The organism is Citrobacter sp. RHB20-C16, from assembly GCF_013890155.1.
Lineage (GTDB): Bacteria > Pseudomonadota > Gammaproteobacteria > Enterobacterales > Enterobacteriaceae > Citrobacter_A > Citrobacter_A amalonaticus.
The window spans coordinates 1,028,377-1,053,799 of record NZ_CP057630.1; the positions used below are offsets into that span (position 1 = coordinate 1,028,377).

At 54.5% G+C, this 25,423-nt stretch carries 22 protein-coding genes and 1 riboswitch; of the genes, 16 read left to right on the forward strand and 6 right to left on the reverse strand.

The annotated features are described in order from the left end of the window. Nucleotides 1-9 precede the first annotated feature (9 nt). A riboswitch (TPP riboswitch) is annotated at nucleotides 10-229 on the reverse strand. Between the two features lie 33 nt (nucleotides 230-262). Then, on the reverse strand, nucleotides 263-1,918 hold the full coding sequence (gene sgrR, locus HVX64_RS05050; RefSeq protein ID WP_044255516.1) for an HTH-type transcriptional regulator SgrR: 1,656 nt from the start codon (nucleotides 1,916-1,918) through the stop codon (nucleotides 263-265). Nucleotides 1,919-2,013: 95 nt separating this feature from the next. Here sgrR and sgrT point away from each other — a divergent pair, with 95 nt between their 5' ends. Beyond that, nucleotides 2,014-2,136 carry a glucose uptake inhibitor SgrT gene (gene sgrT, locus HVX64_RS05055; protein ID WP_042323887.1) on the forward strand — a complete coding sequence of 41 codons (123 nt, stop codon included), beginning with the start codon at nucleotides 2,014-2,016 and terminating at the stop codon, nucleotides 2,134-2,136. Nucleotides 2,137-2,245: 109 nt separating this feature from the next. Continuing rightward, nucleotides 2,246-3,424 carry a sugar efflux transporter gene (locus tag HVX64_RS05060; RefSeq protein WP_044255514.1) on the forward strand — a complete coding sequence of 393 codons (1,179 nt, stop codon included), beginning with the start codon at nucleotides 2,246-2,248 and terminating at the stop codon, nucleotides 3,422-3,424. Nucleotides 3,425-3,513: 89 nt separating this feature from the next. Here the strand turns inward: HVX64_RS05060 and leuD are convergent, their stop codons facing one another. The 5 genes from leuD to leuL form a co-directional block, all read right to left on the reverse strand. After that, the gene (leuD, locus tag HVX64_RS05065; RefSeq protein ID WP_044255511.1) at nucleotides 3,514-4,119 is read right to left on the reverse strand and encodes a 3-isopropylmalate dehydratase small subunit; all 606 of its coding nucleotides are present in this window, start codon (nucleotides 4,117-4,119) and stop codon (nucleotides 3,514-3,516) included. Between the two features lie 10 nt (nucleotides 4,120-4,129). Further along, on the reverse strand, nucleotides 4,130-5,530 hold the full coding sequence (gene leuC, locus HVX64_RS05070; RefSeq protein WP_044255509.1) for a 3-isopropylmalate dehydratase large subunit: 1,401 nt from the start codon (nucleotides 5,528-5,530) through the stop codon (nucleotides 4,130-4,132). 2 nt (nucleotides 5,531-5,532) lie between these two features. Then, nucleotides 5,533-6,624: a 3-isopropylmalate dehydrogenase gene (gene leuB / locus HVX64_RS05075; RefSeq protein ID WP_042997949.1), complete on the reverse strand. Its 1,092-nt coding sequence runs from the start codon at nucleotides 6,622-6,624 to the stop codon at nucleotides 5,533-5,535. Further along, nucleotides 6,624-8,195, reverse strand: coding sequence for a 2-isopropylmalate synthase (gene leuA, locus HVX64_RS05080; RefSeq protein ID WP_044255506.1), 1,572 nt, complete (start codon nucleotides 8,193-8,195; stop codon nucleotides 6,624-6,626). Before leuA ends, leuB begins: the two co-directional genes overlap by 1 nt. Before the next feature lie 89 nt (nucleotides 8,196-8,284). Next, a complete protein-coding gene (gene leuL, locus HVX64_RS05085; RefSeq protein WP_042323878.1) occupies nucleotides 8,285-8,371 on the reverse strand; it encodes a leu operon leader peptide in 87 nt (28 codons plus the stop codon). 658 nt (nucleotides 8,372-9,029) lie between these two features. On the opposite strand from leuL, the gene leuO reads away from it, so the two are divergent. The 14 genes from leuO to murG all read left to right on the forward strand — a co-directional run bounded on the left by leuO (nucleotide 9,030) and on the right by murG (nucleotide 25,390). Further along, complete coding sequence (leuO, locus tag HVX64_RS05090) at nucleotides 9,030-9,980, forward strand: transcriptional regulator LeuO (RefSeq protein ID WP_042997947.1); 951 nt, start codon at nucleotides 9,030-9,032, stop codon at nucleotides 9,978-9,980. A gap of 318 nt (nucleotides 9,981-10,298) precedes the next feature. Continuing rightward, nucleotides 10,299-12,023 carry an acetolactate synthase 3 large subunit gene (gene ilvI, locus HVX64_RS05095; RefSeq protein WP_044255501.1) on the forward strand — a complete coding sequence of 575 codons (1,725 nt, stop codon included), beginning with the start codon at nucleotides 10,299-10,301 and terminating at the stop codon, nucleotides 12,021-12,023. A gap of 2 nt (nucleotides 12,024-12,025) precedes the next feature. Continuing rightward, nucleotides 12,026-12,517: an acetolactate synthase small subunit gene (ilvN, locus tag HVX64_RS05100; protein WP_042997945.1), complete on the forward strand. Its 492-nt coding sequence runs from the start codon at nucleotides 12,026-12,028 to the stop codon at nucleotides 12,515-12,517. Between the two features lie 180 nt (nucleotides 12,518-12,697). Then, a complete protein-coding gene (cra, locus tag HVX64_RS05105) occupies nucleotides 12,698-13,702 on the forward strand; it encodes a catabolite repressor/activator (protein ID WP_042997944.1) in 1,005 nt (334 codons plus the stop codon). 610 nt (nucleotides 13,703-14,312) lie between these two features. Beyond that, on the forward strand, nucleotides 14,313-14,771 hold the full coding sequence (gene mraZ / locus HVX64_RS05110) for a division/cell wall cluster transcriptional repressor MraZ (RefSeq protein ID WP_044255498.1): 459 nt from the start codon (nucleotides 14,313-14,315) through the stop codon (nucleotides 14,769-14,771). A 1-nt stretch (nucleotide 14,772) separates the two neighbouring features. Beyond that, entirely contained in the window at nucleotides 14,773-15,714 is a 942-nt protein-coding gene (gene rsmH, locus HVX64_RS05115) for a 16S rRNA (cytosine(1402)-N(4))-methyltransferase RsmH (protein WP_044255494.1), read from the forward strand. Then, nucleotides 15,711-16,076: a cell division protein FtsL gene (ftsL, locus tag HVX64_RS05120; RefSeq protein ID WP_012904474.1), complete on the forward strand. Its 366-nt coding sequence runs from the start codon at nucleotides 15,711-15,713 to the stop codon at nucleotides 16,074-16,076. Before rsmH ends, ftsL begins: the two co-directional genes overlap by 4 nt. A gap of 15 nt (nucleotides 16,077-16,091) precedes the next feature. Next, the gene (gene ftsI / locus HVX64_RS05125) at nucleotides 16,092-17,858 is read left to right on the forward strand and encodes a peptidoglycan glycosyltransferase FtsI (protein WP_042997941.1); all 1,767 of its coding nucleotides are present in this window, start codon (nucleotides 16,092-16,094) and stop codon (nucleotides 17,856-17,858) included. Continuing rightward, entirely contained in the window at nucleotides 17,845-19,332 is a 1,488-nt protein-coding gene (murE, locus tag HVX64_RS05130) for a UDP-N-acetylmuramoyl-L-alanyl-D-glutamate--2,6-diaminopimelate ligase (RefSeq protein WP_044255489.1), read from the forward strand. The genes ftsI and murE overlap by 14 nt, the downstream gene beginning before the upstream one ends. Continuing rightward, nucleotides 19,329-20,687, forward strand: coding sequence for a UDP-N-acetylmuramoyl-tripeptide--D-alanyl-D-alanine ligase (murF, locus tag HVX64_RS05135; protein ID WP_044255486.1), 1,359 nt, complete (start codon nucleotides 19,329-19,331; stop codon nucleotides 20,685-20,687). The genes murE and murF overlap by 4 nt, the downstream gene beginning before the upstream one ends. Continuing rightward, complete coding sequence (gene mraY, locus HVX64_RS05140) at nucleotides 20,681-21,763, forward strand: phospho-N-acetylmuramoyl-pentapeptide-transferase (RefSeq protein WP_042997938.1); 1,083 nt, start codon at nucleotides 20,681-20,683, stop codon at nucleotides 21,761-21,763. The genes murF and mraY overlap by 7 nt, the downstream gene beginning before the upstream one ends. A 2-nt stretch (nucleotides 21,764-21,765) precedes the next feature. Further along, nucleotides 21,766-23,082 carry a UDP-N-acetylmuramoyl-L-alanine--D-glutamate ligase gene (gene murD / locus HVX64_RS05145; RefSeq protein ID WP_044255483.1) on the forward strand — a complete coding sequence of 439 codons (1,317 nt, stop codon included), beginning with the start codon at nucleotides 21,766-21,768 and terminating at the stop codon, nucleotides 23,080-23,082. After that, entirely contained in the window at nucleotides 23,082-24,326 is a 1,245-nt protein-coding gene (ftsW, locus tag HVX64_RS05150; RefSeq protein ID WP_044255480.1) for a cell division protein FtsW, read from the forward strand. Before murD ends, ftsW begins: the two co-directional genes overlap by 1 nt. Then, on the forward strand, nucleotides 24,323-25,390 hold the full coding sequence (gene murG / locus HVX64_RS05155; RefSeq protein WP_044255477.1) for an undecaprenyldiphospho-muramoylpentapeptide beta-N-acetylglucosaminyltransferase: 1,068 nt from the start codon (nucleotides 24,323-24,325) through the stop codon (nucleotides 25,388-25,390). Before ftsW ends, murG begins: the two co-directional genes overlap by 4 nt. Nucleotides 25,391-25,423 lie beyond the last annotated feature (33 nt).

Genomic DNA, 25,423 nt, shown 5'->3' on the forward strand with positions numbered 1-25,423 from the left:
CAAAGGATTTTGAGCAGTAGCCTCAAATCCCTTCGCCGGCGTTATCCGGATCAGGTTCGACGGGTATTATCTCAGCCCATACGCTTCATCATTCAAGCAGCCTCTGTGTTGGCTGCGTCCGCTCACCCCAGTCACATAGTGTTCTATGCTCCTTGGGATTCACTCGCTTGCCGCCTTGCTGCAGCTTGAATGATTTTGTGTATGTTTATTAGCACCCCGTTGAGAACGGCGTTAGTGTAGTGATTTTGCCGCGTTGCGGCAATCATGGATCCGGCGGCGCAAACCACGCAGATTTAAAGTCGAACCAGCCGAGGGTGTTCATGCGCAGGCCGCGCATACTGCGCTGGCCCTGAATAATCAGCCAGTGGTGGATCAGCGGGACAATGGCTTTGCTGGCAAGCAATTGCTGACACCACATGGCCAGATTCATTTCGCCGGTGCGCCAGCGCGCGGCGTCGGCTTCCCAGTCCAGCGGAATGCAGTGCTGTAACAGCGGGACTTCACACAGATGCGCGAACAAAGAGAAGTCGAGCGGCAGGGTGAAGTTGGCGCTGTTAAGCCAGATGTCGCTTTCAATTTCCCCGGCATGCCATTGATCGTAGTCGATCTCCTGAATCTCTAGCTTCACCTGATGTTCAGCCAGAAGCTGACTCATGATCTGTGCAATCACCTGATGTTCGATGTGTTCGTGATAATAGGTCAGCGTGAGCGTCTCCAGCCCGGCAGGTTTCTCGCCGTGACCCGGTCGCGCGTGATGCCAGCGGGGCAGTAAGCCATAGGCCGGGAACCAGTGACGTTGATACTGTTCATCGGCATAGTAAAGCAGGTTACTTGGTGACAGTACGCGACTGACCCACTCCCGAACCTCCTGATTGGCGCCGCGATGGGTGCGGGCGTCGAACAACAGATAATAGCATCCCTCTTCCAGGCGGCTTTCGATAGCCTTCTCATCTTCCGTGGGACCTTTCAGCGTCAGGCCGCCGTTTGGCTCGTCGCCTATATCCGGCAGAACCCAGACGTTCACTTCATCAATCAGGGCCCGATAACCGAAGAAATCATCAAATGCATGAATTTTCAGCTGATTACGAGTATTCCGTATCACCGCGTATGGGCCGGTGCCAATCGGATGGCTGGAAAAATTGCTCAGGGTTTCCCATTCGCGCGGCAGGATCATCGCCGGGACCTGGCCCAGCAGCCACGGGAGCCAGCGATCGGGTTGCGAAAGATGAATGTCCAGCGTCCAGGGCGTGGGTGAAACGATCTCGCTGATGTGCGAATAGAGCGGTAAGACGTTAATGCGTGTCAGTGACGACACCACATCGTCCATTTCCAGTTCACGACCGTGGTGAAAATGGATCCCCGGACGCAGGAAAAAGCGCCAGTGCAGGGGGGAGATTTGCTGCCAGTGGTGGGCTATGTCGGCTTCCAGTTCCCCATTTTCCTCATTTACGCGGGTCAGGGCGCTGAAGATTTGGCGGGCAATGTGGGTTTCTGAGCGACGCAGTGCGCTGCCGGGCAGCAGATTTTGCATTGGACGATAGTAAAGTACGCGCAGGATGTGACGGCCCTGACGGAAGCTGCGGCCCAGATGGGAAACCAGCATCTGCCGCACGGCCGTTTTGTCGCCGACCAGTTGCACCAGTTGATCGATGCGATCTTGCTCCAGCAGATCTTCCGCGCGCTGTTGCTGGAGCGCCAGTCCGGTATACAGGAAGGTTAAGCGTGAACGTTTTCCGCGTCCCACTTCCGCCTCCCACGTCAGCCAGCCGCGCTCCTGCATGGTATTGAGCAGCGTGCGCATATGACGGCGCGAGCAGCTCAGCAGATCCGCCAGTTCGTTGAGCGTGGTGTCCTGTGTTTTGCCGTCGCAGCATTGCCACAAGCGGATGAACTGTTGTTGCAGACGGCCAGAAGACATAAAAGGGGAACTCCTGCGGAAAACTCAGCAATTTTATTATCCCTATATTAGGCCAATAATACATTCCGATGAAGCACTATGACGGGGTCATCTATATGCGCCAGTTTTATCAGAAGTACTTTGCCGCGACAGAAGGGTTGTCCTGGTTGGCTTGCCTGAGCGCGCCGCAGCGCTTAAAGATGCTGGAAGAACTGATGCAGTGGGAGGTGACAGCCTGACCCTGGAGTAGCAGACATCATGTGTGACTGAGTATTGGTGTTAATCACCGCGCCAGCAGGTATTATCTGCTGGCTTTTTTCGTTTCGGCTGCGCTGACTAAGGAAAGATATGCTCTGGTTAATGACGATGGGACGACGTCTCAACGGTGTTTACGCGGCGTTTATGCTCGTCGCATTTATGATGGGCGTGGCGGGGGCGCTACAGGCGCCGACGCTGAGCCTGTTTCTCAGTCGCGAGGTCGGGGCGCAGCCGTTCTGGGTGGGGCTGTTTTACACCGTTAACGCCATCGCCGGGATTGGCGTAAGCCTTGTTCTGGCAAAACGCTCGGACAGCCAGGGAGACCGGCGCAAGCTGATTCTGTTTTGTTGCCTGATGGCCATCGGTAATGCGCTGCTGTTTGCCTTTAATCGCCACTACCTGACGCTGATCACCTGCGGCGTACTGCTGGCGTCGCTGGCAAATACCGCGATGCCGCAATTGTTCGCGCTGGCGCGGGAATATGCCGACAGCTCGGCGCGAGAAGTGGTGATGTTCAGCTCTGTAATGCGTGCGCAGCTTTCACTGGCGTGGGTGATTGGCCCGCCGATGGCCTTTATGCTGGCGCTGAATTACGGTTTTACCGTGATGTTTTCGATTGCCGCCGCGATTTTTGCGCTCAGTTTCATCCTGATTGCCTTTATGCTGCCGTCTGTCGCCCGCGTTGAACAACCGGCGGATGCGCCGGTGATCCAGGCTGGTGGCTGGCAGGATAAAAACGTACGCATGTTGTTTATCGCTTCCACGCTGATGTGGACCTGCAACACCATGTATATCATCGATATGCCGTTATGGATTAGCGCGGAGCTTGGACTGCCGGATAAGCTTGCCGGGATCCTGATGGGCACCGCCGCAGGACTGGAAATTCCGATCATGATCCTTGCCGGCTTTTACGTAAAACGCTTCGGTAAGCGCCGGATGATGCTTATTGCCGTCACCGCGGGCGTGCTGTTTTATCTCGGGCTGATTTTCTTCCACAGCCATCAGGCGCTGCTGATATTGCAACTGTTTAATGCGGCGTTTATCGGGATCATTGCCGGTATTGGCATGCTCTGGTTTCAGGATCTGATGCCGGGCAGGGCCGGATCGGCGACGACGCTATTTACCAACAGTATTTCGACCGGCGTAATTCTGGCGGGGGTGATCCAGGGCGCGGTTGCTCAGAGCTATGGTCACTTCGCAGTATACTGGGTGATTGCGGCGATTTCGTTGGTTACGCTGGTGATGACCGGGCGGGTGAAAGACGTTTGATTTATGGATTGCCAGATGGTGGCTAACGCCTTATCCGACCTACAGAAATCCGTAGGCCGGATAAGCACAGTGCTCCCGGCATGGCGGACTTAGCGCATAAACGCCGGTTGTTTCTCTTCGTAGGCGGCGATCGCGTCTTCGTGTTGCAGCGTCAACCCGATGCTGTCCAGACCGTTCAGCATGCAGTGGCGGCGGAAGGCGTCGATGTTAAAGTGATACGTTTTCTCGCCTGCTTTCACGACCTGCGCTTCCAGATCCACTTCGAAGTGAATACCCGGATTCGCCTGTACCAGCGTAAACAACTCGTCGACTTCTTCATCACTTAACTTCACGGGCAGCAACTGGTTGTTAAAGCTGTTACCGTAGAAGATGTCCGCGAAGCTCGGCGCAATCACCACTTTGAAGCCGTAATCCGTCAACGCCCACGGCGCGTGCTCACGAGAAGAGCCGCAGCCGAAGTTTTCACGCGCCAGCAGAATCGAGGCGCCCTGGTATTCAGGGAAGTTCAGGACGAACTCCGGATTCGGCTGCTGACCTTTTTCATCCAGAAAACGCCAGTCATTGAACAGGTGCGCGCCAAAACCGGTGCGGGTAACCTTCTGCAAAAACTGCTTAGGAATGATGGCGTCAGTATCGACGTTGGCGGCATCCAGCGGGACAACCAGGCCGTTATGTTGGGTAAATTTCTCTGCCATGGGAGTCTCCTTATTTGATGCTGCGAATGTCGGCAAAATGACCGGTAACGGCGGCAGCCGCGGCCATCGCCGGGCTGACCAGATGGGTACGCCCACCGCGGCCCTGACGCCCTTCAAAGTTACGGTTGCTGGTTGACGCGCAGCGTTCGCCCGGATTCAGGCGATCGTTATTCATCGCCAGACACATGGAGCACCCCGGCAGACGCCATTCGAATCCGGCTTCGATAAAGATCTTATCTAACCCTTCCGCTTCTGCCTGCGCTTTGACCGGACCGGATCCTGGAACCACCAGCGCCTGGACGCCCGGCGCGACTTTACGACCTTTGGCGACCTCTGCGGCGGCGCGCAAATCTTCAATACGCGAGTTAGTGCACGAGCCGATGAACACTTTATCGATCGCCACTTCCGTTAACGGTACACCCGGTTTCAGGCCCATATAGGCCAGCGCTTTTTCAGCACTGGCGCGCTCAACCGGATCGGTAAACGACGCCGGATCGGGAATGTTGTCCGTCACGGAGATCACCTGGCCCGGGTTGGTTCCCCAGGTCACCTGAGGAGCAATCTCTTCAGCCTGTAAGGTGACAACCGTATCAAAGCGTGCGTCGGCGTCGGTTTGCAACGTTTTCCAGTACGCGACTGCGTCATCAAAATCTTTACCTTTCGGCGCGTGCAGACGACCTTTGACGTAGTTAAAGGTGGTTTCATCCGGGGCGACTAATCCGGCTTTGGCACCCATTTCAATCGCCATGTTGCACAGGGTCATGCGGCCTTCCATGCTCAGGGCTCGGATGGCATCGCCACAAAACTCAACGACATGACCGGTACCGCCGGCGCTACCGGTTTTACCGATAATCGCCAGTACGATGTCTTTGGCGGTGATTCCCGGCGCTGCGGTGCCTTTGACATCAATCTTCATGGTTTTGGCGCGGCCCTGCTTCAGGGTCTGGGTAGCCAGCACGTGCTCGACTTCGGAGGTGCCGATACCGAACGCCAGCGCGCCAAAGGCGCCGTGGGTCGCGGTATGCGAGTCGCCGCAGACGATGGTCATTCCCGGCAGGGTGACGCCTTGTTCGGGCCCCATCACGTGAACGATGCCCTGATACGGGTGGTTCAGATCGTACAGCTCAACGCCAAATTCGTTACAGTTTTTAATCAGTTCCTGCATCTGGATACGCGCCATCTCGCCGGATGCATTGATATCTTTGGTCTGCGTGGAGACGTTGTGATCCATCGTGGCAAAGGTTTTACCCGGCTGGCGAACCGGGCGACCATGCGCACGCAGGCCGTCGAACGCCTGCGGAGAGGTCACTTCATGCACCAGATGTCGGTCGATATACAGCAGCGGGGTTTCGTTTTGCGCTTCATAGATGACGTGCGCATCAAACAATTTTTCGTATAACGTTTTAGCCATGATTACACCCCTTGTGCGACATAACGAGCAATGATGTCGCCCATCTCATCGGTACCGACGGCAGCCGCGCCACGGGCTAAATCACCAGTGCGGATACCTTCTTCTAATGCGCGGTTAACCGCACGTTCAATGGCGGATGCCGCGTCATCGGCATCCAGGCTGTAGCGCAGCAGCAGCGCCAGCGACAAAATTTGCGCAATCGGGTTAGCAATATTCTTGCCGGCAATATCCGGTGCGGAGCCGCCCGCCGGTTCATACAAACCAAAACCCTGCTCGTTCAGACTGGCGGAGGGCAACATCCCCATCGAGCCGGTGATCATCGCGCATTCATCAGACAGAATGTCGCCAAACAGGTTGGAGCACAGCAGCACGTCAAACTGGGACGGGTCTTTAATCAACTGCATGGTGGCGTTGTCGATGTACATGTGCGCCAGCTCAACGTCCGGATATTCTTTGGCAATTTCATTGACGATTTCGCGCCACAAAATAGACGTTTGCAGAACGTTAGCTTTGTCGATGGAGGTCACTTTACGGCGGCGTTTACGCGCAGACTCAAACGCAATGCGCGCGATACGTTCAATTTCAAAGCGGTGATAGACCTCGGTATCGAACGCTTTTTCATGCTGGCCGCTGCCTTCGCGACCTTTTGGCTGACCGAAGTAGATCCCGCCGGTCAGTTCACGGACGCACAAAATGTCGAAGCCATTCGCGGCGATGTCGGCGCGCAGAGGGCAGAATGCTTCCAGTCCCTGATACAGTTTTGCCGGACGCAGGTTGCTGAACAGTTTGAAGTGCTTGCGCAGCGGCAGCAGCGCGCCGCGTTCCGGCTGGCTGTCCGGCGGCAGATGTTCCCATTTCGGGCCGCCGACGGAGCCAAACAGAACGGCATCGGCCTGTTCGCAGCCTTCCACCGTCGCCTTCGGCAGCGGTTGACCGTGGTTGTCGATCGCCGCGCCGCCGACATCATAATGGCTGGTGGTAATGCGCATCTCAAAACGATGGCGAATAGCGTCCAGGACTTTCAGGGCTTGCGTCATCACTTCCGGACCAATACCGTCGCCCGGCAAAACAGCAATATGGTAATTCTTCGACATCACACGGTTTCCTTGTTGTTCTCGTTGTTCTGAGCTTTACGTTGCAACTCTTTTTCGACTTCTGCCGCACGCCAGATGTTGTTCAGCACGTGCACCATCGCTTTCGCGGAAGATTCAACAATGTCTGTCGCCAGACCGACGCCGTGGAAACGACGTCCGTTATAGTTGGCGACGATATCGACCTGACCCAGTGCGTCTTTGCCATGTCCTTTGGCGGACAGGCTATATTTCACCAGTTCAATGTCGTAATCGGTAATGCGGTTGATCGCCTGGTAAATGGCATCGACCGGGCCGTTACCGTTAGCCGCTTCGGCTTTTACGTCACTGCCGCAGGCCAGCTTGACGGAGGCAGTGGCGATATCGTTAGAGCCAGACTGGACGCTGAAATAATCCAGGCGGAAGTGCTCAGGCTCTTCCTGTTGCTTACCAATAAACGCCAGCGCTTCCAGATCGTAATCAAACACTTGGCCTTTCTTGTCGGCCAGCTTCAGGAAGGCGTCGTACAGATTGTCCAGGCTGTATTCACTCTCTTTATAACCCATCTCATCCATACGGTGTTTTACCGCTGCGCGCCCGGAACGGGAGGTCAGATTCAACTGCACCTGATTCAGACCGATGGATTCCGGCGTCATGATTTCGTAGTTTTCACGGTTCTTCAGCACGCCGTCCTGGTGGATCCCTGAGGAGTGGGCAAACGCACCGCTGCCGACAATCGCTTTGTTCGCCGGGATCGGCATGTTGCAGATCTGGCTGACCAACTGACTGGTACGCCAGATCTCCTGATGGTTAATGCGAGTGTTGACGTTCAGGATGTCCTGGCGAACTTTAATCGCCATGATTACCTCTTCCAGCGAACAGTTACCGGCACGCTCGCCAATGCCGTTCATCGCGCCTTCAACCTGACGGGCGCCAGCGTGAACCGCAGCCAGCGCGTTGCCGACGCCCAGACCTAAGTCGTCATGGGTGTGGACGGAAATGATCGCTTTATCGATGTTTGGTACGCGCTCATACAGACCGGAGATAATGCCCGCAAACTCGAAGGGCATGGTGTAGCCGACGGTGTCCGGAATGTTGATGGTTTTAGCGCCAGCATTAATGGCGGCTTCCACAACGCGGGCCAGATCGGCGATCGGCGTACGGCCAGCATCTTCACAAGAGAATTCAACATCGTCGGTGTAATTACGTGCGCGTTTCACCATATAGACCGCGCGCTCAATCACCTCGTCCAGCGTGCTGCGCAGTTTAGTAGCGATATGCATCGGTGAGGTGGCGATAAAGGTATGAATACGGAAGGCTTCAGCAACCTTCAGCGACTCAGCCGCGACGTCGATATCTTTTTCCACACAGCGGGCTAATGCGCAAACCCGGCTGTTCTTGACCTGACGAGCGATAGTTTGTACGGATTCGAAGTCGCCGGGAGAGGAGACCGGAAAGCCGACTTCCATCACGTCAACACCCATACGCTCAAGGGCCAGCGCAATCTGCAGCTTCTCTTTCACACTCAGGCTTGCCTGTAACGCCTGTTCACCGTCGCGTAAAGTGGTATCGAAAATAATGACTTGCTGGCTCATGTTTTAGGTCCTTAGTCTTTAGGGCGCCTTGCTTCGAGCATAAAAAAACCCGCGCAACGGCGCGGGTTTTTTATCTTACTGGATACGACTTAATGCTGAATGCCGCTCACCAGTCTACCGCGCAACGAAGATGCGTTTAGTAGTAGTAGACCGTTAAAGCGAGCGATACGAATCATTAAATCAACTCCAGGCGAATGCGATATGCTTTTAGTGGTACTGGATACGATGACTGATGTCAACCCCACCGCTGAAAACACCGCCCCAGTCAGAAGAAAAGGGAGGGGCTGATTTAGCTAATTGTGCTGAACTTTTTCTGTTATTGCCGATGAAAAAACGGCGGAGGGCTTACACTTTTCATCGTTTGACATATTTAAGCACGCTTTTTTTCAAATGCTGTCACGGCAGTCTGATAAGTCACGAACGCAATAAATTAGTTATCCATATGATTTTGAAGATTTTATGGTAATTAATAATAAATTAATAATGGGGGTGAATATGGCAATTGATAAGCTAATGTTAAGAATTAACGCGTGAGTAATATAAAAATTTAATTGAATGCCAGCATTTTATTCATAAAGCTCATGATTGTTTATTGGTGTCGCTTATGTTTATATTGCCCCCGTCATTGAAATTTATGATTTATCGTGCGGGGAAGGATTCCACATCGTGCTGATGCGGGGTTTTTACGGCGATCTTCCCGCACCTTTATGTTTTCCGAAATTTTATCGCTGCCCTTTTTCTTATTTTATATGCATGGTAAATCATATTTTCCGAGATTATTTCTCTGCATTCCGGCAAGCAAAAAGGGAGTTAAGCGTGACAGTGGAGTTAAGTATGCCAGAAGTAACCGTTGATAAACCTAATCCCCATCATTTAGAGATGGATAAACCGCAACTTCGTATGGTTGATCTTAATCTATTGACTGTATTTGATGCGGTAATGCAGGAGCAGAATATTACCCGTGCCGCGCATGCTCTCGGCATGTCGCAGCCAGCCGTAAGTAACGCCGTGGCGCGTCTTAAAGTGATGTTTAATGACGAACTTTTTGTTCGCTACGGTCGCGGTATTCAACCCACCGCGCGGGCCTTCCAGCTTTTCGGTTCCGTCCGCCAGGCGCTGCAATTAGTGCAGAATGAATTGCCCGGTTCAGGATTTGAACCTGGCAGCAGTGAGCGTGTGTTTCATCTTTGCGTTTGCAGTCCGCTGGATAATATTCTGACCTCTTTAATTTATAATCGTATTGAAAAAATCGCCCCTAATATTCATGTTGTATTTAAGTCCTCTTTAAATAAGGATACTGAACACCAATTACGTTATCAGGAAACTGAGTTCGTTATTAGTTATGAAGAATTCCGTCGTCCTGAATTTACAAGTATTCCATTGTTTAATGACGAAATGGTGCTGGTCGCCAGTCGTAAGCATCCACGCATTAACGGACCATTGGTGGAAAGCGATGTTTATAATGAACAGCATGCGGTCGTTTCACTTGACCGTTTTGACTCGTTTAGTCGGCCCTGGTATGACTCGGTTGATTCGCAATCGTGTGTAGCCTATCAGGGGATGGCATTAATCAGTGTGCTTAATGTTGTTTCGCAAACGCATCTGGTGGCTATTGCCCCTCGCTGGTTAGCTGAAGAGTTTGCACCCTCTCTGGATCTACAAATATTACCGTTACCTTTAAAATTGAATAGCAGAACTTGTTATCTGTCATGGCATGAAGCTGCGGGTCGGGACAAAGGGCACCAATGGATGGAAGAACTGTTAGCTTCCGTCTGCAAGCGTTAGGCATGAATGAGATAAACCGGGTGCAGACATCCGGTTTATCCTGTCTGTTTTTTATTTATTGGCATTTTATTTTGAATTGAGTCTGGCTATCTTTCTTTCATTCGCGTAAAAATTGATGATTCGCTGTATGCGCCCATTTTCAACCGATTAATTATCATTACCTGAGAAAAATTTAGTTTAATTCACCGTTTCTTCGTCGCTTACCTCTCTTTTATGCTTATTTTCCGGCGTCTTTCCCCCTTTCTCTGAATTGCCTGCGTCCTGGGGAGCGGTTAAGGTGTTTTACACATCATTAATCGTCATTCAGTGAGGCAAGCCATGGAGATGTTGTCTGGAGCCGAAATGGTCGTCCGATCGCTTATCGATCAGGGCGTTAAGCAGGTATTCGGTTATCCCGGGGGCGCCGTCCTCGATATTTATGATGCGTTGCATACGGTCGGTGGGATCGATCATGTGCTCGTCCGCCATGAACAGGCGGCCGTGCATATGGCCGATGGTCTGGCGCGGGCAACGGGGGAAGTGGGCGTGGTGCTGGTAACTTCCGGCCCAGGCGCCACCAATGCGATTACTGGAATCGCGACGGCGTATATGGATTCTATTCCGTTAGTGATTCTTTCCGGTCAGGTCGCGACCTCGTTGATTGGCTACGACGCCTTTCAGGAGTGCGACATGGTGGGGATCTCCCGCCCGGTCGTGAAACACAGTTTTCTGGTGAAGCAGACGGAAGATATTCCGCAGGTGCTGAAAAAAGCCTTCTGGCTGGCGGCGAGCGGTCGTCCGGGACCGGTGGTGGTGGATTTGCCGAAGGATATTCTTAATCCCGGCAAAAAACTGCCTTATTCCTGGCCAGAATCAGTCAGCATGCGGTCGTATAACCCGACCACAGCGGGCCATAAAGGGCAGATTAAGCGCGCTCTGCAAACGCTGGTTGCGGCAAAAAAACCGGTTGTCTATGTCGGCGGCGGGGCGGTGACGGCGGGGTGCCATGAGCAACTGCGTCAGACCATCGAAATGCTTAACCTGCCGGTGGTCTCTTCGCTGATGGGGCTTGGGGCATTTCCCGCAACGCACCGTCAGTCGCTCGGGATGCTGGGCATGCATGGTACTTATGAAGCCAACATGACGATGCATAACGCCGATCTGATTTTTGCCGTTGGGGTACGTTTTGACGATCGCACAACGAATAATCTGGCCAAGTATTGCCCGAATGCAACGGTGCTGCATATTGATATCGACCCGACATCCATTTCCAAGACGGTGACAGCGGATATCCCGATTGTCGGGGATGCACGTCAGGTGCTGGAGCAGTTACTGGAATTATTGCCGCAGGAATCCGCTCAGCAGCCGCTGGATGATATTCGTGACTGGTGGCAACAGATTGAACGCTGGCGCGCGCGTCAGTGCCTGAAATATGACACGCACAGCGAAAGTATCAAACCGCAGGCGGTCATTGAGGCTATCTGGCGTCTGACCAATGGCGATGCGTATGTGACGTCGGATGTGGGTCAGCATCAGATGTTTGCCGCCCTTTATTACCCCTTCGATAAACCGCGCCGTTGGATCAACTCTGGTGGTCTCGGTACGATGGGTTTCGGCCTGCCTGCGGCACTGGGGGTAAAAATGGCGCTGCCGGAGGAAACGGTGGTCTGTGTGACCGGTGACGGCAGTATTCAGATGAACATTCAGGAGTTGTCGACTGCGCTGCAGTATAAACTGCCGGTTCTGGTGCTAAACCTGAACAACCGTTATCTGGGCATGGTGAAGCAGTGGCAGGACATGATCTACTCGGGTCGTCACTCTCAATCGTATATGCAGTCGCTGCCTGATTTTGTTCGCCTGGCGGAAGCCTACGGACATGTCGGCATTCAGATTTCTCGTCCTGATCAACTGGAAAGTCAATTGAGTGAAGCGCTGGCGCAAGTGAAAAACGGTCGTCTGGTGTTTGTTGATGTTACCGTCGATGGCAGCGAACACGTCTACCCGATGCAGATTCGCGGCGGCGGGATGGATGAAATGTGGTTAAGTAAAACGGAGAGGACCTGATTATGCGCCGGATATTATCAGTACTGCTGGAGAACGAATCCGGTGCGCTGTCGCGCGTGATCGGCCTTTTTGCTCAGCGGGGTTACAACATTGAGAGCCTGACCGTCGCGCCGACGGACGATCCGACGCTCTCTCGTATGACCATCCAGACGGTAGGCGATGAGAAAGTACTGGAGCAAATTGAAAAGCAACTGCACAAGCTGGTGGATGTGTTGCGGGTCAGCGAACTTGGGCACGGCGCGCACGTCGAGCGCGAAATCATGCTCGTGAAGATTCAGGCCAGCGGCTATGGTCGGGAAGAGGTGAAACGCAACACGGAGATTTTTCGTGGGCAGATTATTGATGTCACGCCAAACCTCTATACCGTTCAGTTGGCGGGGACCAGCGATAAGCTGGACGCTTTTCTGGCAACGCTGCGCGAAGTGGCGAAAATCGTTGAGGTTGCGCGTTCCGGTGTGGTGGGACTATCGCGCGGCGACAAAATAATGCGCTAATCATTCTCTTTTCGTTAATTCATATGCCCAACGTCCTCCGCTGGGCATTTTTTTGCGAAATCCGTGGTAACCCGGAATAAAAGCGGTTGCCGCAGTAACTATTCTGCGCTTAGATGTTACCGATTTTAACCCATGCCGTTACAATGGTTATGGTTTGTACATTTTACGCAAGGGGCAATTGTGAAACTGGATGAAATCGCTCGGCTGGCTGGTGTATCGCGAACGACTGCAAGCTACGTAATTAACGGAAAAGCAAAGCAATACCGCGTGAGCGACAAGACTGTCGAAAAAGTCATGGCGGTGGTGCGTGAGCATAATTACCACCCGAATGCTGTGGCTGCCGGGCTGCGTGCTGGACGCACACGTTCTATCGGTCTGGTGATCCCGGATCTGGAGAACACGAGCTATACCCGTATTGCGAATTATCTTGAACGCCAGGCGCGCCAGCGTGGTTATCAACTGCTGATTGCCTGTTCGGAAGATCAGCCTGATAACGAAATGCGTTGCATTGAACATCTTTTACAGCGTCAGGTTGATGCGATCATTGTCTCCACATCGTTGCCGCCGGAACACCCGTTCTATCAACGCTGGGCCAATGATACCTTCCCAATTGTGGCGCTGGATCGTGCATTAGATCGTGAACATTTTACCAGTGTCGTGGGTGCCGATCAGGACGATGCCGAAATGCTGGCCGCAGAGTTGCGTAAGTTCCCGGCTGACACCGTGCTCTATCTGGGCGCGCTGCCGGAGTTGTCTGTGAGCTTCCTGCGCGAGCAGGGTTTCCGTGCTGCCTGGAAAGACGATCCGCGTGAAGTGAATTTTCTGTATGCCAACAGCTATGAGCGTGACGCGGCGGCACAGCTATTTGAAAAATGGCTGGAGACGCATCCGATGCCGCAGGCGCTGTTTACCACCTCATTTGCCCTGTTGCAGGGGGTGATGGATGTGACGTTGCGTCGTGATGGTAAGCTGCCTTCCGACCTGGCGATTGCGACCTTTGGCGACAACGAACTGCTGGATTTCTTACAGTGCCCGGTTCTGGCCGTGGCGCAGCGCCATCGTGATGTTGCAGAGCGCGTGCTGGAAATTGTCCTGGCGAGTCTGGATGAGCCGCGTAAACCAAAACCTGGTTTAACGCGCATTAAACGTAATCTCTATCGTCGTGGCGTATTAAGCCGCAGCTAGTCAATTTTTGAATTCTGCGCCAGAAGACAATTTTTCTGGCGCAACTTAACGCTCCCCTCTCCACAATACCCTCACCATAATTAAGATTATTCCTTATAATTTTCTCAACTTTACCGAAATAATCCGTATTTAAACGAAACAGAGGCGGTTTCAGGTTATTGAGACGTAACGGCAGGTTAGATATGTATTATTTTGTTACATGCTTGTCGTGAATTGCCGAATTAACAAACACTTTTTGTCGCCCCAGCACGAATGTCTCGGCGGGCTTGTTGGTGCGCGGTGTTTGCAGCCATAAACAGGGACTGTATTCATGATGCAATATGTCCTAAAATGCCGCTCGCGTCGCAAACTGACACTTTATATTCCCTCCTGAGAATAATTGTTCGTTTTAAAGCGGTGATGAGTTTTGGGATTTTTTCTTACAAATATTCATGACGTTAATTTGCTTCGTTCGTTGGACAGAATTTAATCAACGCTGATATTAGCCGTAAACATTGGGTTTTTTACTCAGGTAAGCGTTGTGACTCGCTTGACAAGCTTTTCCTCCGCTCCGTAAACTCCTTTGAGTGGGAATTTGTGGGGCAAAGTGGTAATGAGGGGAGAGACTGGCATGTTCCGGGGAGCAACGTTAGTCAATCTCGACAGTAAAGGGCGCTTATCTGTGCCTACCCGTTACCGGGATCAACTGATCGAGAGTGCTACCGGTCAAATGGTTTGTACCATTGACATCCATCACCCGTGCCTGCTGCTTTACCCCCTGCCTGAATGGGAAATTATCGAGCAAAAATTATCGCGTCTGTCGAGCATGAACCCGGTAGAACGCCGTGTGCAGCGTTTACTGTTGGGGCATGCCAGTGAATGTCAGATGGACAGTGCCGGGCGATTGTTGGTGGCGCCTGTCCTGCGGCAACATGCCGGGCTGACAAAAGAAGTGATGCTGGTTGGACAGTTCAATAAGTTTGAACTGTGGGATGAAACGACCTGGTATCAACAGGTCAAGGAAGATATCGACGCTGAGCAGAGTGCGACCGGGACGTTGTCGGAGCGCCTGCAGGACTTGTCTCTATAAGATGATGGAAAATTTTAAACACACCACGGTGCTGCTGGACGAGGCCGTAAACGGTCTCAATATTCGTCCTGATGGCATCTACATTGATGGAACATTTGGTCGCGGTGGTCACTCGCGTCTCATTCTCTCGCAGCTTGGCGAAGAGGGACGTCTGCTGGCAATCGATCGCGATCCGCAGGCGATCGCCGTCGCCCAGACCATCAATGATCCTCGCTTCTCCATCATTCATGGACCTTTCTCCGCGCTGGCTGACTATGTTGGCGAGCGCGAACTGACCGGCAAGATCGACGGGATTCTTCTCGATCTTGGCGTCTCTTCACCGCAGCTTGACGACGCTGAGCGCGGTTTTTCTTTCATGCGTGACGGCCCGCTGGATATGCGCATGGATCCCACTCGCGGCCAGTCGGCTGCTGAATGGCTGCAAACCGCAGAAGAAGCCGATATCGCCTGGGTGCTGAAAACCTTTGGCGAAGAGCGTTTTGCCAAACGTATTGCCCGCGCCATCGTTGAGCGCAACCGCGAACAGCCCATGACCCGCACGAAAGAACTGGCGGAAGTGGTCGCGGCGGCAACGCCGGTGAAAGACAAATTCAAACATCCCGCGACCCGTACCTTCCAGGCGGTGCGCATCTGGGTGAACAGTGAACTGGAGGAGATAGAGCAGGCGCTAAAAAGCTCGCTCAGCGTGCTGGCCCCGGGGGGGCGGCTTTCTGTCATCAGTTTCCACTCGCTGGAAGACCGCATTGTGAAACGCTTTATGCGTGAGCAAAGCCGTGGTCCGCAGGTTCCGGCAGGATTACCGATGACGGAAGAGCAGCTCAAAAAACTGGGCGGTCGTGAGCTAAGAGCATTAGGCAAGTTGATGCCGGGTGAAGAAGAGGTTGCAGAGAATCCTCGTGCCCGTAGTTCAGTTCTGCGTATTGCAGAGAGGACGAACGCATGATCAGCAGAGTGACAGAGGCCCTCAGCAAAGTTAAGGGATCGATTGGAAGCAACGAGCGCCATGCTTTGCCTGGCGTGATCGGTGACGATCTTTTGCGATTTGGGAAGCTGCCACTCTGCCTGTTCATTTGCATCATTGTGACGGCGGTGACGGTGGTAACAACCGCGCACCACACACGATTACTGACTGCGCAACGCGAACAACTGGTTCTGGAGCGCGATGCGCTGGATATCGAGTGGCGCAACCTGATTCTTGAGGAGAATGCCCTCGGCGATCATAGCCGGGTTGAACGGATCGCAACGGAGAAGCTGCAAATGCAGCATGTTGATCCCTCACAAGAAAATATCGTAGTGCAAAAATAAGGAAAAACGCGACGCATGAAAGCAGCGGCAAAAACGCTAAAACCAAAACGTCAGGAAGAACAGGCCAACTTTATCAGTTGGCGTTTTGCGTTGCTGTGCGGCTGCATTTTACTGGCGCTGGGTTTCTTGCTGGGCCGCGTCGCCTGGCTGCAGATTATCGCGCCGGACATGCTGGTCCGTCAGGGCGACATGCGTTCGCTTCGCGTACAGGAAGTGGCAACGTCGCGCGGTATGATCACCGACCGTTCGGGCCGTCCGCTGGCCGTCAGCGTACCGGTGAAAGCTATCTGGGCCGATCCAAAAGAGGTGCATGAAGCCGGGGGCATTACCGTTGGCGACCGCTGGAGAGCGCTCTCCACCGCCCTGAATATTCCCCTCGATCAACTGTCTGCCCGGATCAACGCCAACCCGAAAGGGCGTTTTATCTATCTGGCGCGTCAGTTAAACCCGGATATGGCGGATTACATCAAAAAGCTAAAGCTGCCGGGTATTTATCTGCGCGAAGAGTCCCGTCGTTACTATCCTTCCGGCGAAGTGACCGCTCACCTCATTGGTTTTACCAACGTGGATAGCCAGGGGATTGAAGGCGTTGAGAAGAGTTTTGACAAATGGCTCACCGGTCAACCGGGCGAGCGTATTGTGCGTAAAGACCGCTACGGTCGCGTCATTGAAGATATCTCTTCTACCGACAGCCAGGCGGCGCATAACCTCGCGCTGAGCATTGATGAACGCCTACAGGCGCTGGTGTATCGCGAACTGAACAATGCGGTGGCGTTTAACAAGGCAGAATCCGGGAGCGCGGTGCTGGTTGATGTGAGTACCGGCGAAGTGCTGGCAATGGCGAACAGCCCGTCCTACAACCCGAACAACCTGAGCGGCACGCCAAAAGACGCGATGCGTAACCGTACCATTACCGACGTTTTCGAGCCGGGTTCTACCGTCAAACCGATGGTGGTGATGACCGCGCTCCAGCGCGGCGTGGTGCGGGAAAACAGCGTGCTCAATACCGTTCCCTACCGAATTAACGGCCACGAAATCAAAGACGTGGCGCGCTACAGCGAATTGACCCTGACCGGGGTTTTACAGAAGTCGAGTAACGTCGGTGTTTCTAAGCTGGCGTTAGCGATGCCGTCCTCAGCGTTAGTAGATACTTACTCACGTTTTGGGCTAGGAAAGGCGACCAATTTGGGGTTGGTCGGAGAACGCAGTGGCTTATATCCTCAAAAACAACGGTGGTCTGACATAGAGAGGGCCACCTTCTCTTTCGGCTACGGGCTAATGGTAACCCCGTTACAGTTAGCGCGAGTCTACGCAACGATTGGCAGCTATGGCGTTTATCGTCCGCTGTCGATTACCAAAGTGGATCCCCCGGTTCCCGGCGAGCGCATTTTCCCGGAATCGACCGTACGTACCGTTGTGCACATGATGGAAAGCGTGGCGTTGCCGGGCGGCGGTGGGGTGAAGGCGGCGATTAAAGGTTATCGCATCGCCATTAAAACCGGTACCGCGAAGAAAGTTGGTCCGGATGGCCGCTATATCAACAAATACATTGCTTATACCGCAGGCGTTGCGCCTGCGAGTCAGCCGCGCTTCGCGCTGGTTGTTGTTATCAACGATCCGCAGGCGGGTAAATACTACGGCGGCGCCGTTTCCGCGCCGGTATTCGGTGCCATCATGGGCGGCGTTCTGCGCACCATGAACATCGAACCGGATGCGTTGGCAACGGGCGAAAAAAGTGAATTCGTAATTAATCAAGGCGAGGGAACAGGTGGCAGATCGTAATTTGCGCGACCTTCTTGCTCCGTGGGTATCAGGTTTACCTGCGCGAGAACTGCGAGAGATGACACTCGACAGCCGTGTGGCTGCGGCGGGCGATCTCTTTGTGGCAGTGAAAGGTCATCAGGCGGACGGGCGTCGATATATCCCGCAGGCGATAGCGCAAGGTGTGGCTGCCATTATTGCAGAGGCAAAAGACGAGGCAACCGACGGTGAAGTGCGTGAAATGCACGGCGTACCGGTTATCTATCTCAGCCAGCTTAACGAGCGTTTATCTGCGTTGGCGGGCCGCTTCTATCACGAGCCATCTGAAAACATGCGTCTGGTCGGCGTCACCGGCACGAACGGTAAAACCACCACGACCCAACTGCTGGCGCAGTGGAGCCAACTGCTCGGCGAAACTAGCGCAGTGATGGGCACGGTAGGCAACGGCCTGCTCGGTAAAGTGATCCCAACGGAAAATACCACCGGCTCGGCCGTAGACGTTCAGCAGGTGCTGGCGGGACTGGTCGAGCAGGGCGCGACCTTATGCGCGATGGAAGTCTCTTCCCACGGTCTGGTGCAGCATCGCGTCGCGGCACTGAAATTTGCCGCCTCGGTGTTTACCAATTTAAGCCGTGACCATCTGGATTATCATGGCGATATGGAGCATTACGAAGCCGCGAAATGGCTACTTTTCTCCACGCACCGTTGTGGGCAGGCAATTATCAACGCGGATGATGAAGTCGGTCGCCGTTGGCTGGCGAAACTGCCGGATGCCGTGGCCGTCTCAATGGAAGATCATATCAACCCTAACTGTCATGGCCGGTGGCTGAAGGCCGTCGAGGTGAATTATCACGACAGCGGCGCGACCATCCGCTTCTCCTCAAGCTGGGGCGAGGGTGAAATTGAAAGCCGTCTGATGGGCGCGTTTAACGTCAGTAATCTGTTGCTGGCGCTGGCCACGCTGCTGGCGCTGGGCTATCCACTGGCTGACTTGTTGAAAACTGCTGCGCGTCTGCAACCCGTTTGCGGGCGTATGGAAGTCTTTAGCGCGCCGGGTAAAACCACCGTGGTTGTCGATTATGCCCATACCCCTGATGCGCTGGAAAAAGCGCTACAGGCGGCGCGTCTGCACTGCACCGGGCAACTCTGGTGCGTCTTTGGCTGCGGCGGCGATCGTGACAAAGGGAAGCGCCCACTGATGGGGGCGATTGCCGAAGAGTTCGCTGATGTTGTGGTCGTAACGGACGACAACCCGCGTACTGAAGAGCCGCGCGCCATTATCGACGACATTCTGGCAGGTATGCTGGATGCTGGTCGTGCAAAAGTGATGGAAGGCCGTGCCGAAGCGGTGACCAACGCCATTATGCAGGCGAAAGATAACGATGTCGTGCTGGTGGCAGGTAAAGGGCACGAGGATTACCAGATTGTCGGTACGCAGCGTCTCGACTATTCCGACCGCGTAACTGCGGCGCGCCTGCTGGGGGTGATCGCATGATTCGCGTAACGCTCAGCCAACTCGCCGGTATTCTCGGCGGCGAACTGAAAGGGGGCGATCTGTCCCTTGATGCCGTCACCACCGATACGCGTAAGCTGACGCCGGGCTGCCTGTTTGTGGCGCTCAAAGGCGAACGTTTTGATGCTCACGATTTTGCCGAACAGGCAAAAGAGGGGGGGGCGGGCGCACTCTTGGTTAGCCGTCCGCTGGCGGTTGATTTGCCACAGGTGATTGTGCAAGACACCCGTCTGGCCTTCGGCGAACTGGCTGCGTGGGTTCGCGCTCAGGTTCCGGCACGCGTGGTGGCGTTAACCGGCTCGTCCGGTAAAACCTCTGTGAAAGAGATGACGGCGGCGATTCTCAGCCAGTGTGGCAATACGCTCTATACCGCAGGCAACCTGAATAACGACATTGGCGTACCGATGACGCTGCTGCGCTTAACCCAGGAATATGACTATGCGGTCATTGAGTTAGGTGCCAACCACCAGGGCGAAATCGCCTGGACCGTCAGCCTGACGCGTCCGGAAGCGGCACTGGTCAACAACCTGGCGGCGGCGCATCTGGAAGGCTTCGGTTCGCTGGCGGGAGTGGCGAAGGCGAAGGGCGAAATTTTTACCGGTCTGCCTGAAAACGGCATTGCCATTATGAATGCCGATAACAATGACTGGTTGAACTGGCAGAACATTATCGGCGATCGAAAAGTCTGGCGTTTTTCACCGAATGCTACCAACAGCGATTTCACTGCCACCAATGTCCATGTGACGTCACATGGCACCGAATTTTTACTGCAAACGCCTGGTGGAAGCATTGATGTACTGCTGCCATTGCCCGGACGTCACAATATCGCCAATGCCCTGGCGGCGGCAGCGTTGTCGATGGCTGTTGGCGCGACGCTGGAGGCGATCAAAACCGGTCTGGCAAATTTAAAAGCGGTACCGGGCCGTCTGTTCCCTGTCCAGTTAGCGGAAAACCAACTGCTGCTTGATGATTCGTATAACGCCAACGTCGGGTCAATGACCGCCGCGGTACAGGTGCTGTCCGAAATGCCGGGTTACCGTGTGCTGATTGTCGGCGATATGGCCGAACTGGGCGCAGAAAGCGAAGCCTGCCACGTGCAGGTCGGTGAGGCGGCGAAAGCGGCAGGCATCGACTGCGTATTGAGTTCAGGGAAACTGAGCAAGGCTATCAGCGATGCGAGTGGCGTCGGCGAACATTTTGCGGATAAAGCCGCGCTGATCGCGCGTCTGCAGACGCTGATTGCAGAGCAACAGATAATTACCATTTTGGTGAAAGGTTCACGTAGTGCCGCCATGGAAGAGGTCGTACGCGCATTACAGGAGAAAGGATCATGCTAGTTTGGCTGGCCGAACATTTGGTCAAATATTATTCCGGCTTTAACGTCTTTTCCTATCTGACGTTTCGCGCCATTGTCAGCCTGCTGACCGCACTGTTCATCTCATTGTGGATGGGCCCGCGCATGATCGCCCGTCTGCAAAAACTCTCCTTCGGTCAGGTTGTACGTAACGATGGTCCGGAGTCCCACTTCAGCAAGCGCGGCACGCCGACGATGGGTGGGATCATGATCCTGACGGCGATCGTTATTTCCGTTCTGCTGTGGGCCTACCCGTCAAACCCGTACGTCTGGTGCGTATTGGTGGTGTTGATTGGTTACGGCATTATCGGCTTCGTCGATGACTACCGCAAAGTGGTCCGCAAAGACACCAAAGGCCTGATTGCGCGCTGGAAATACTTCTGGATGTCGGTCATTGCGCTGGGTGTTGCTTTCGCACTGTACCTCGCCGGGAAAGACACGCCAGCGACAGAGCTGGTGGTGCCGTTCTTCAAAGACGTCATGCCGCAGTTGGGGCTGTTCTACGTTCTGCTGGCGTATTTCGTGATTGTCGGCACCGGTAATGCGGTGAACCTGACTGACGGTCTGGATGGTCTGGCGATTATGCCAACCGTCTTCGTCGCGGGGGGATTCGCGCTGGTGGCGTGGGCTACCGGTAACATGAATTTTGCCAACTATCTGCATATTCCGTACTTACGTCATGCCGGCGAACTGGTAATCGTCTGTACGGCGATTGTCGGCGCGGGCTTAGGATTTCTGTGGTTTAACACCTATCCGGCGCAGGTCTTCATGGGCGACGTCGGATCGCTGGCGCTGGGCGGCGCGCTTGGCATTATCGCCGTGCTGCTACGTCAGGAGTTCCTGCTGGTGATCATGGGTGGGGTATTTGTCGTGGAGACCTTGTCGGTGATATTGCAGGTCGGTTCCTTCAAGTTGCGCGGTCAGCGTATCTTCCGCATGGCACCGATTCATCACCACTATGAACTGAAAGGCTGGCCGGAACCGCGCGTGATTGTGCGCTTCTGGATTATTTCGCTGATGCTGGTCCTGATTGGCCTGGCAACGCTGAAGGTACGTTAATCATGGCTGATTACCAGGGTAAAAACGTCGTCATTATCGGTCTGGGATTAACCGGACTCTCTTGCGTGGACTTTTTCCTCGCTCGTGGCGTAACCCCTCGCGTGATGGATACCCGTGCGACACCGCCGGGACTGGATAAGTTACCGGAGGCAGTAGAGCGTCATGTCGGCAGTCTGAATGACGACTGGCTGCTGGCGGCGGATCTGATTGTGGCAAGCCCTGGTATCGCCCTCGCGCATCCGTCACTGAGCGCAGCGGCTGATGCGGGTGTTGAGATTGTTGGCGATATCGAGTTGTTTTGCCGTGAAGCGCAGGCACCGATTGTGGCGATCACCGGTTCGAACGGGAAAAGCACCGTCACGACGCTGGTAGGTGAAATGGCGAAAGCGGCAGGTGTGAACGTCGGCGTTGGCGGCAACATTGGCCTGCCCGCCTTGATGCTGCTGGATGCAGAACGCGAACTGTATATCCTTGAACTCTCCAGCTTCCAGCTGGAAACCACGTTCAGCCTGCAGGCGGCCGCGGCCACTATTCTGAACGTTACTGAAGATCACATGGACCGGTATCCGTTTGGTTTACAACAGTATCGCGCGGCAAAACTGCGCGTTTACGAGAATGCGAAAGTCTGTGTGGTCAATGCCGATGATGCGTTGACGATGCCGATTCGTGGAGCCGATGCGCGCTGTGTGAGCTTTGGCGTCAACATGGGCGATTATCACCTTAACCGTCAGCAGGGCGAGACCTGGCTGCGGGTGAAGGGTGAGAAAGTGCTGAACGTGAAAGAGATGAAGCTTTCCGGCCAGCATAACTACACCAACGCCCTGGCGGCGCTGGCGCTGGCGGATGCGGCAGGTTTACCGCGCGCCAGCAGCCTGAAAGCGCTGACGACGTTCACCGGTCTGGCGCATCGCTTCCAGTTAGCGCTGGATCATAACGGTGTGCGCTGGATTAACGACTCGAAAGCGACCAACGTCGGCAGCACCGAAGCGGCGCTGAACGGCCTGCATGTTGATGGCACGCTGCATCTGTTGCTGGGCGGCGATGGTAAATCGGCGGACTTCTCTTCGCTGAGTCGTTATCTGGAAGGCGATCGCGTGCGGTTGTACTGTTTTGGTCGCGATGGCGCGCAACTGGCGGCGCTGCGCCCGGAAATTGCGGAACAAACCGAGACGATGGAAGAGGCGATGCGCCTGCTGGCGCCGCGCGTGAAGTCAGGCGATATGGTGCTGTTGTCTCCGGCCTGCGCCAGCCTCGATCAGTTTAAGAATTTTGAGCAACGGGGTGATGTCTTTACCCGTCTGGCGAAGGAGCTGGGTTGATGCGTTTATCTCTCCCTCGCCTGAGACTGCCGCGCCTGCCAGGATTTGGCATCCTGGGATGGATCTTTGCGGCGCTTAAAGGCTGGGTGATGGCCTCACGGGACAAAGATTCTGACAGTCTGATCATGTACGATCGCGTGCTGCTATGGCTGACGTTAGGCCTTGCGGCGATCGGTTTCATCATGGTGACGTCGGCATCCATGCCCGTTGGGCAGCGTCTGGCGGGCGATCCGTTTCTGTTTGCCAAGCGTGATGCGCTCTATATTTTTCTGGCATTTTGTCTGGCGCTGATCACGCTGCGTCTGCCGATGGAGTTCTGGCAGAAATACAGTACCACGATGCTGATCGCCTCGATCATTATGCTGTTGATCGTGCTGGTGGTGGGGAGTTCGGTGAACGGGGCATCGCGTTGGATTGCATTAGGTCCTCTGCGTATTCAGCCTGCGGAATTTACCAAGCTGTCGCTGTTCTGCTATCTGGCAAACTACCTGGTGCGCAAGGTTGACGAAGTTCGTAATAACCTGCGCGGCTTTTTAAAGCCGATGGGTGTGATTCTGGTACTGGCGATCCTGCTGCTGGCGCAGCCTGACCTCGGTACGGTGGTTGTGTTGTTCGTGACCACGCTGGCGATGCTGTTTCTGGCTGGGGCAAAGTTGTGGCAGTTCATTGCCATTATCGGCATGGGGATTTCTGCGGTCGTACTGCTGATTCTCGCCGAACCGTATCGTATTCGCCGCGTAACCTCGTTCTGGAACCCGTGGGAAGATCCGTTTGGTAGCGGATACCAGCTTACCCAGTCACTGATGGCATTCGGTCGCGGTGAAATGTGGGGGCAGGGGCTGGGCAACTCGGTACAGAAACTGGAGTATCTGCCGGAAGCGCATACGGACTTTATCTTCGCCATCATTGGGGAAGAACTGGGTTATATCGGTGTGGTATTGGCGCTTTTAATGGTATTCTTCGTCGCTTTTCGCGCGATGTCGATTGGCCGCAAAGCGCTGGAGATCGACCACCGTTTTTCCGGATTTTTGGCCTGTTCCATCGGTATCTGGTTTAGTTTTCAGGCTCTGGTGAACGTCGGTGCGGCGGCAGGCATGCTGCCAACTAAAGGTCTGACACTGCCGCTCATCAGTTATGGTGGCTCGAGTTTGCTGATTATGTCGACGGCCATCATGTTTTTGTTGCGAATTGATTATGAAACGCGCCTGGAAAAAGCACAGGCGTTTACACGAGGTTCACGATGAGTGGTCAAGCGAAGCGGTTAATGGTGATGGCGGGCGGTACCGGCGGGCACGTGTTCCCGGGACTGGCGGTCGCGCACCATTTAATGTCCCAGGGCTGGGAAGTTCGCTGGCTGGGTACCGCAGATCGTATGGAAGCGGATTTAGTCCCTAAGCATGGCATCGATATTGACTTCATCCGTATCTCCGGATTGCGCGGAAAAGGCGTGAAAGCGCTGTTGGCCGCCCCTTTGCGTATTTTCAACGCATGGCGTCAGGCGCGCGCAATCATGAAAAGTTTTAACCCCGATGTGGTGCTGGGGATGGGCGGGTATGTTTCCGGTCCCGGCGGTCTGGCCGCGTGGTCACTGGGCATTCCAGTCGTGTTGCACGAGCAAAATGGTATCGCCGGGTTAACGAATAAATGGCTGGCGAGAATTGCTACCAAGGTCATGCAGGCGTTTCCTGGCGCGTTTCCGAATGCGGAAGTGGTCGGGAACCCGGTACGTACAGACGTGCTGGCGCTGCCGTTGCCGCAGGATCGTCTTGCCGGACGCGAAGGTCCGATTCGTGTGCTGGTGGTCGGCGGATCGCAGGGCGCTCGCGTGCTGAACCAGACCCTGCCGCAGGTTGCCGCCAGACTGGGTGATGCGGTGACTATCTGGCATCAGAGCGGGAAAGGCGCGCAGCAGACTGTAGAACAGGCCTATGCCGACGTGGGGCAACCCCAGCATAAGGTAACGGAATTTATTGATGACATGGCGGCCGCCTACGCGTGGGCCGATGTGGTGGTCTGTCGTTCTGGCGCATTGACGGTAAGTGAGATTGCCGCCGCCGGTTTACCGGCGCTGTTTGTGCCGTTTCAACATAAAGACCGACAGCAGTACTGGAATGCGCTGCCGCTGGAAAAAGCGGGCGCAGCCAAAATTCTCGAGCAGCCGCAGTTTACTGTGGATGCCGTCGCCAGCACCCTGTGCGGGTGGTCGCGAGAAAGTTTGTTAACCATGGCAGAACGTGCCCGCGCTGCATCCATTCCGGATGCCACCGAGCGTGTCGCAAATGAAGTGATCCGGGCTGCCCGGGCGTAATTGTAGCGGTGCCTTTTGCATCGCCTGAATTGA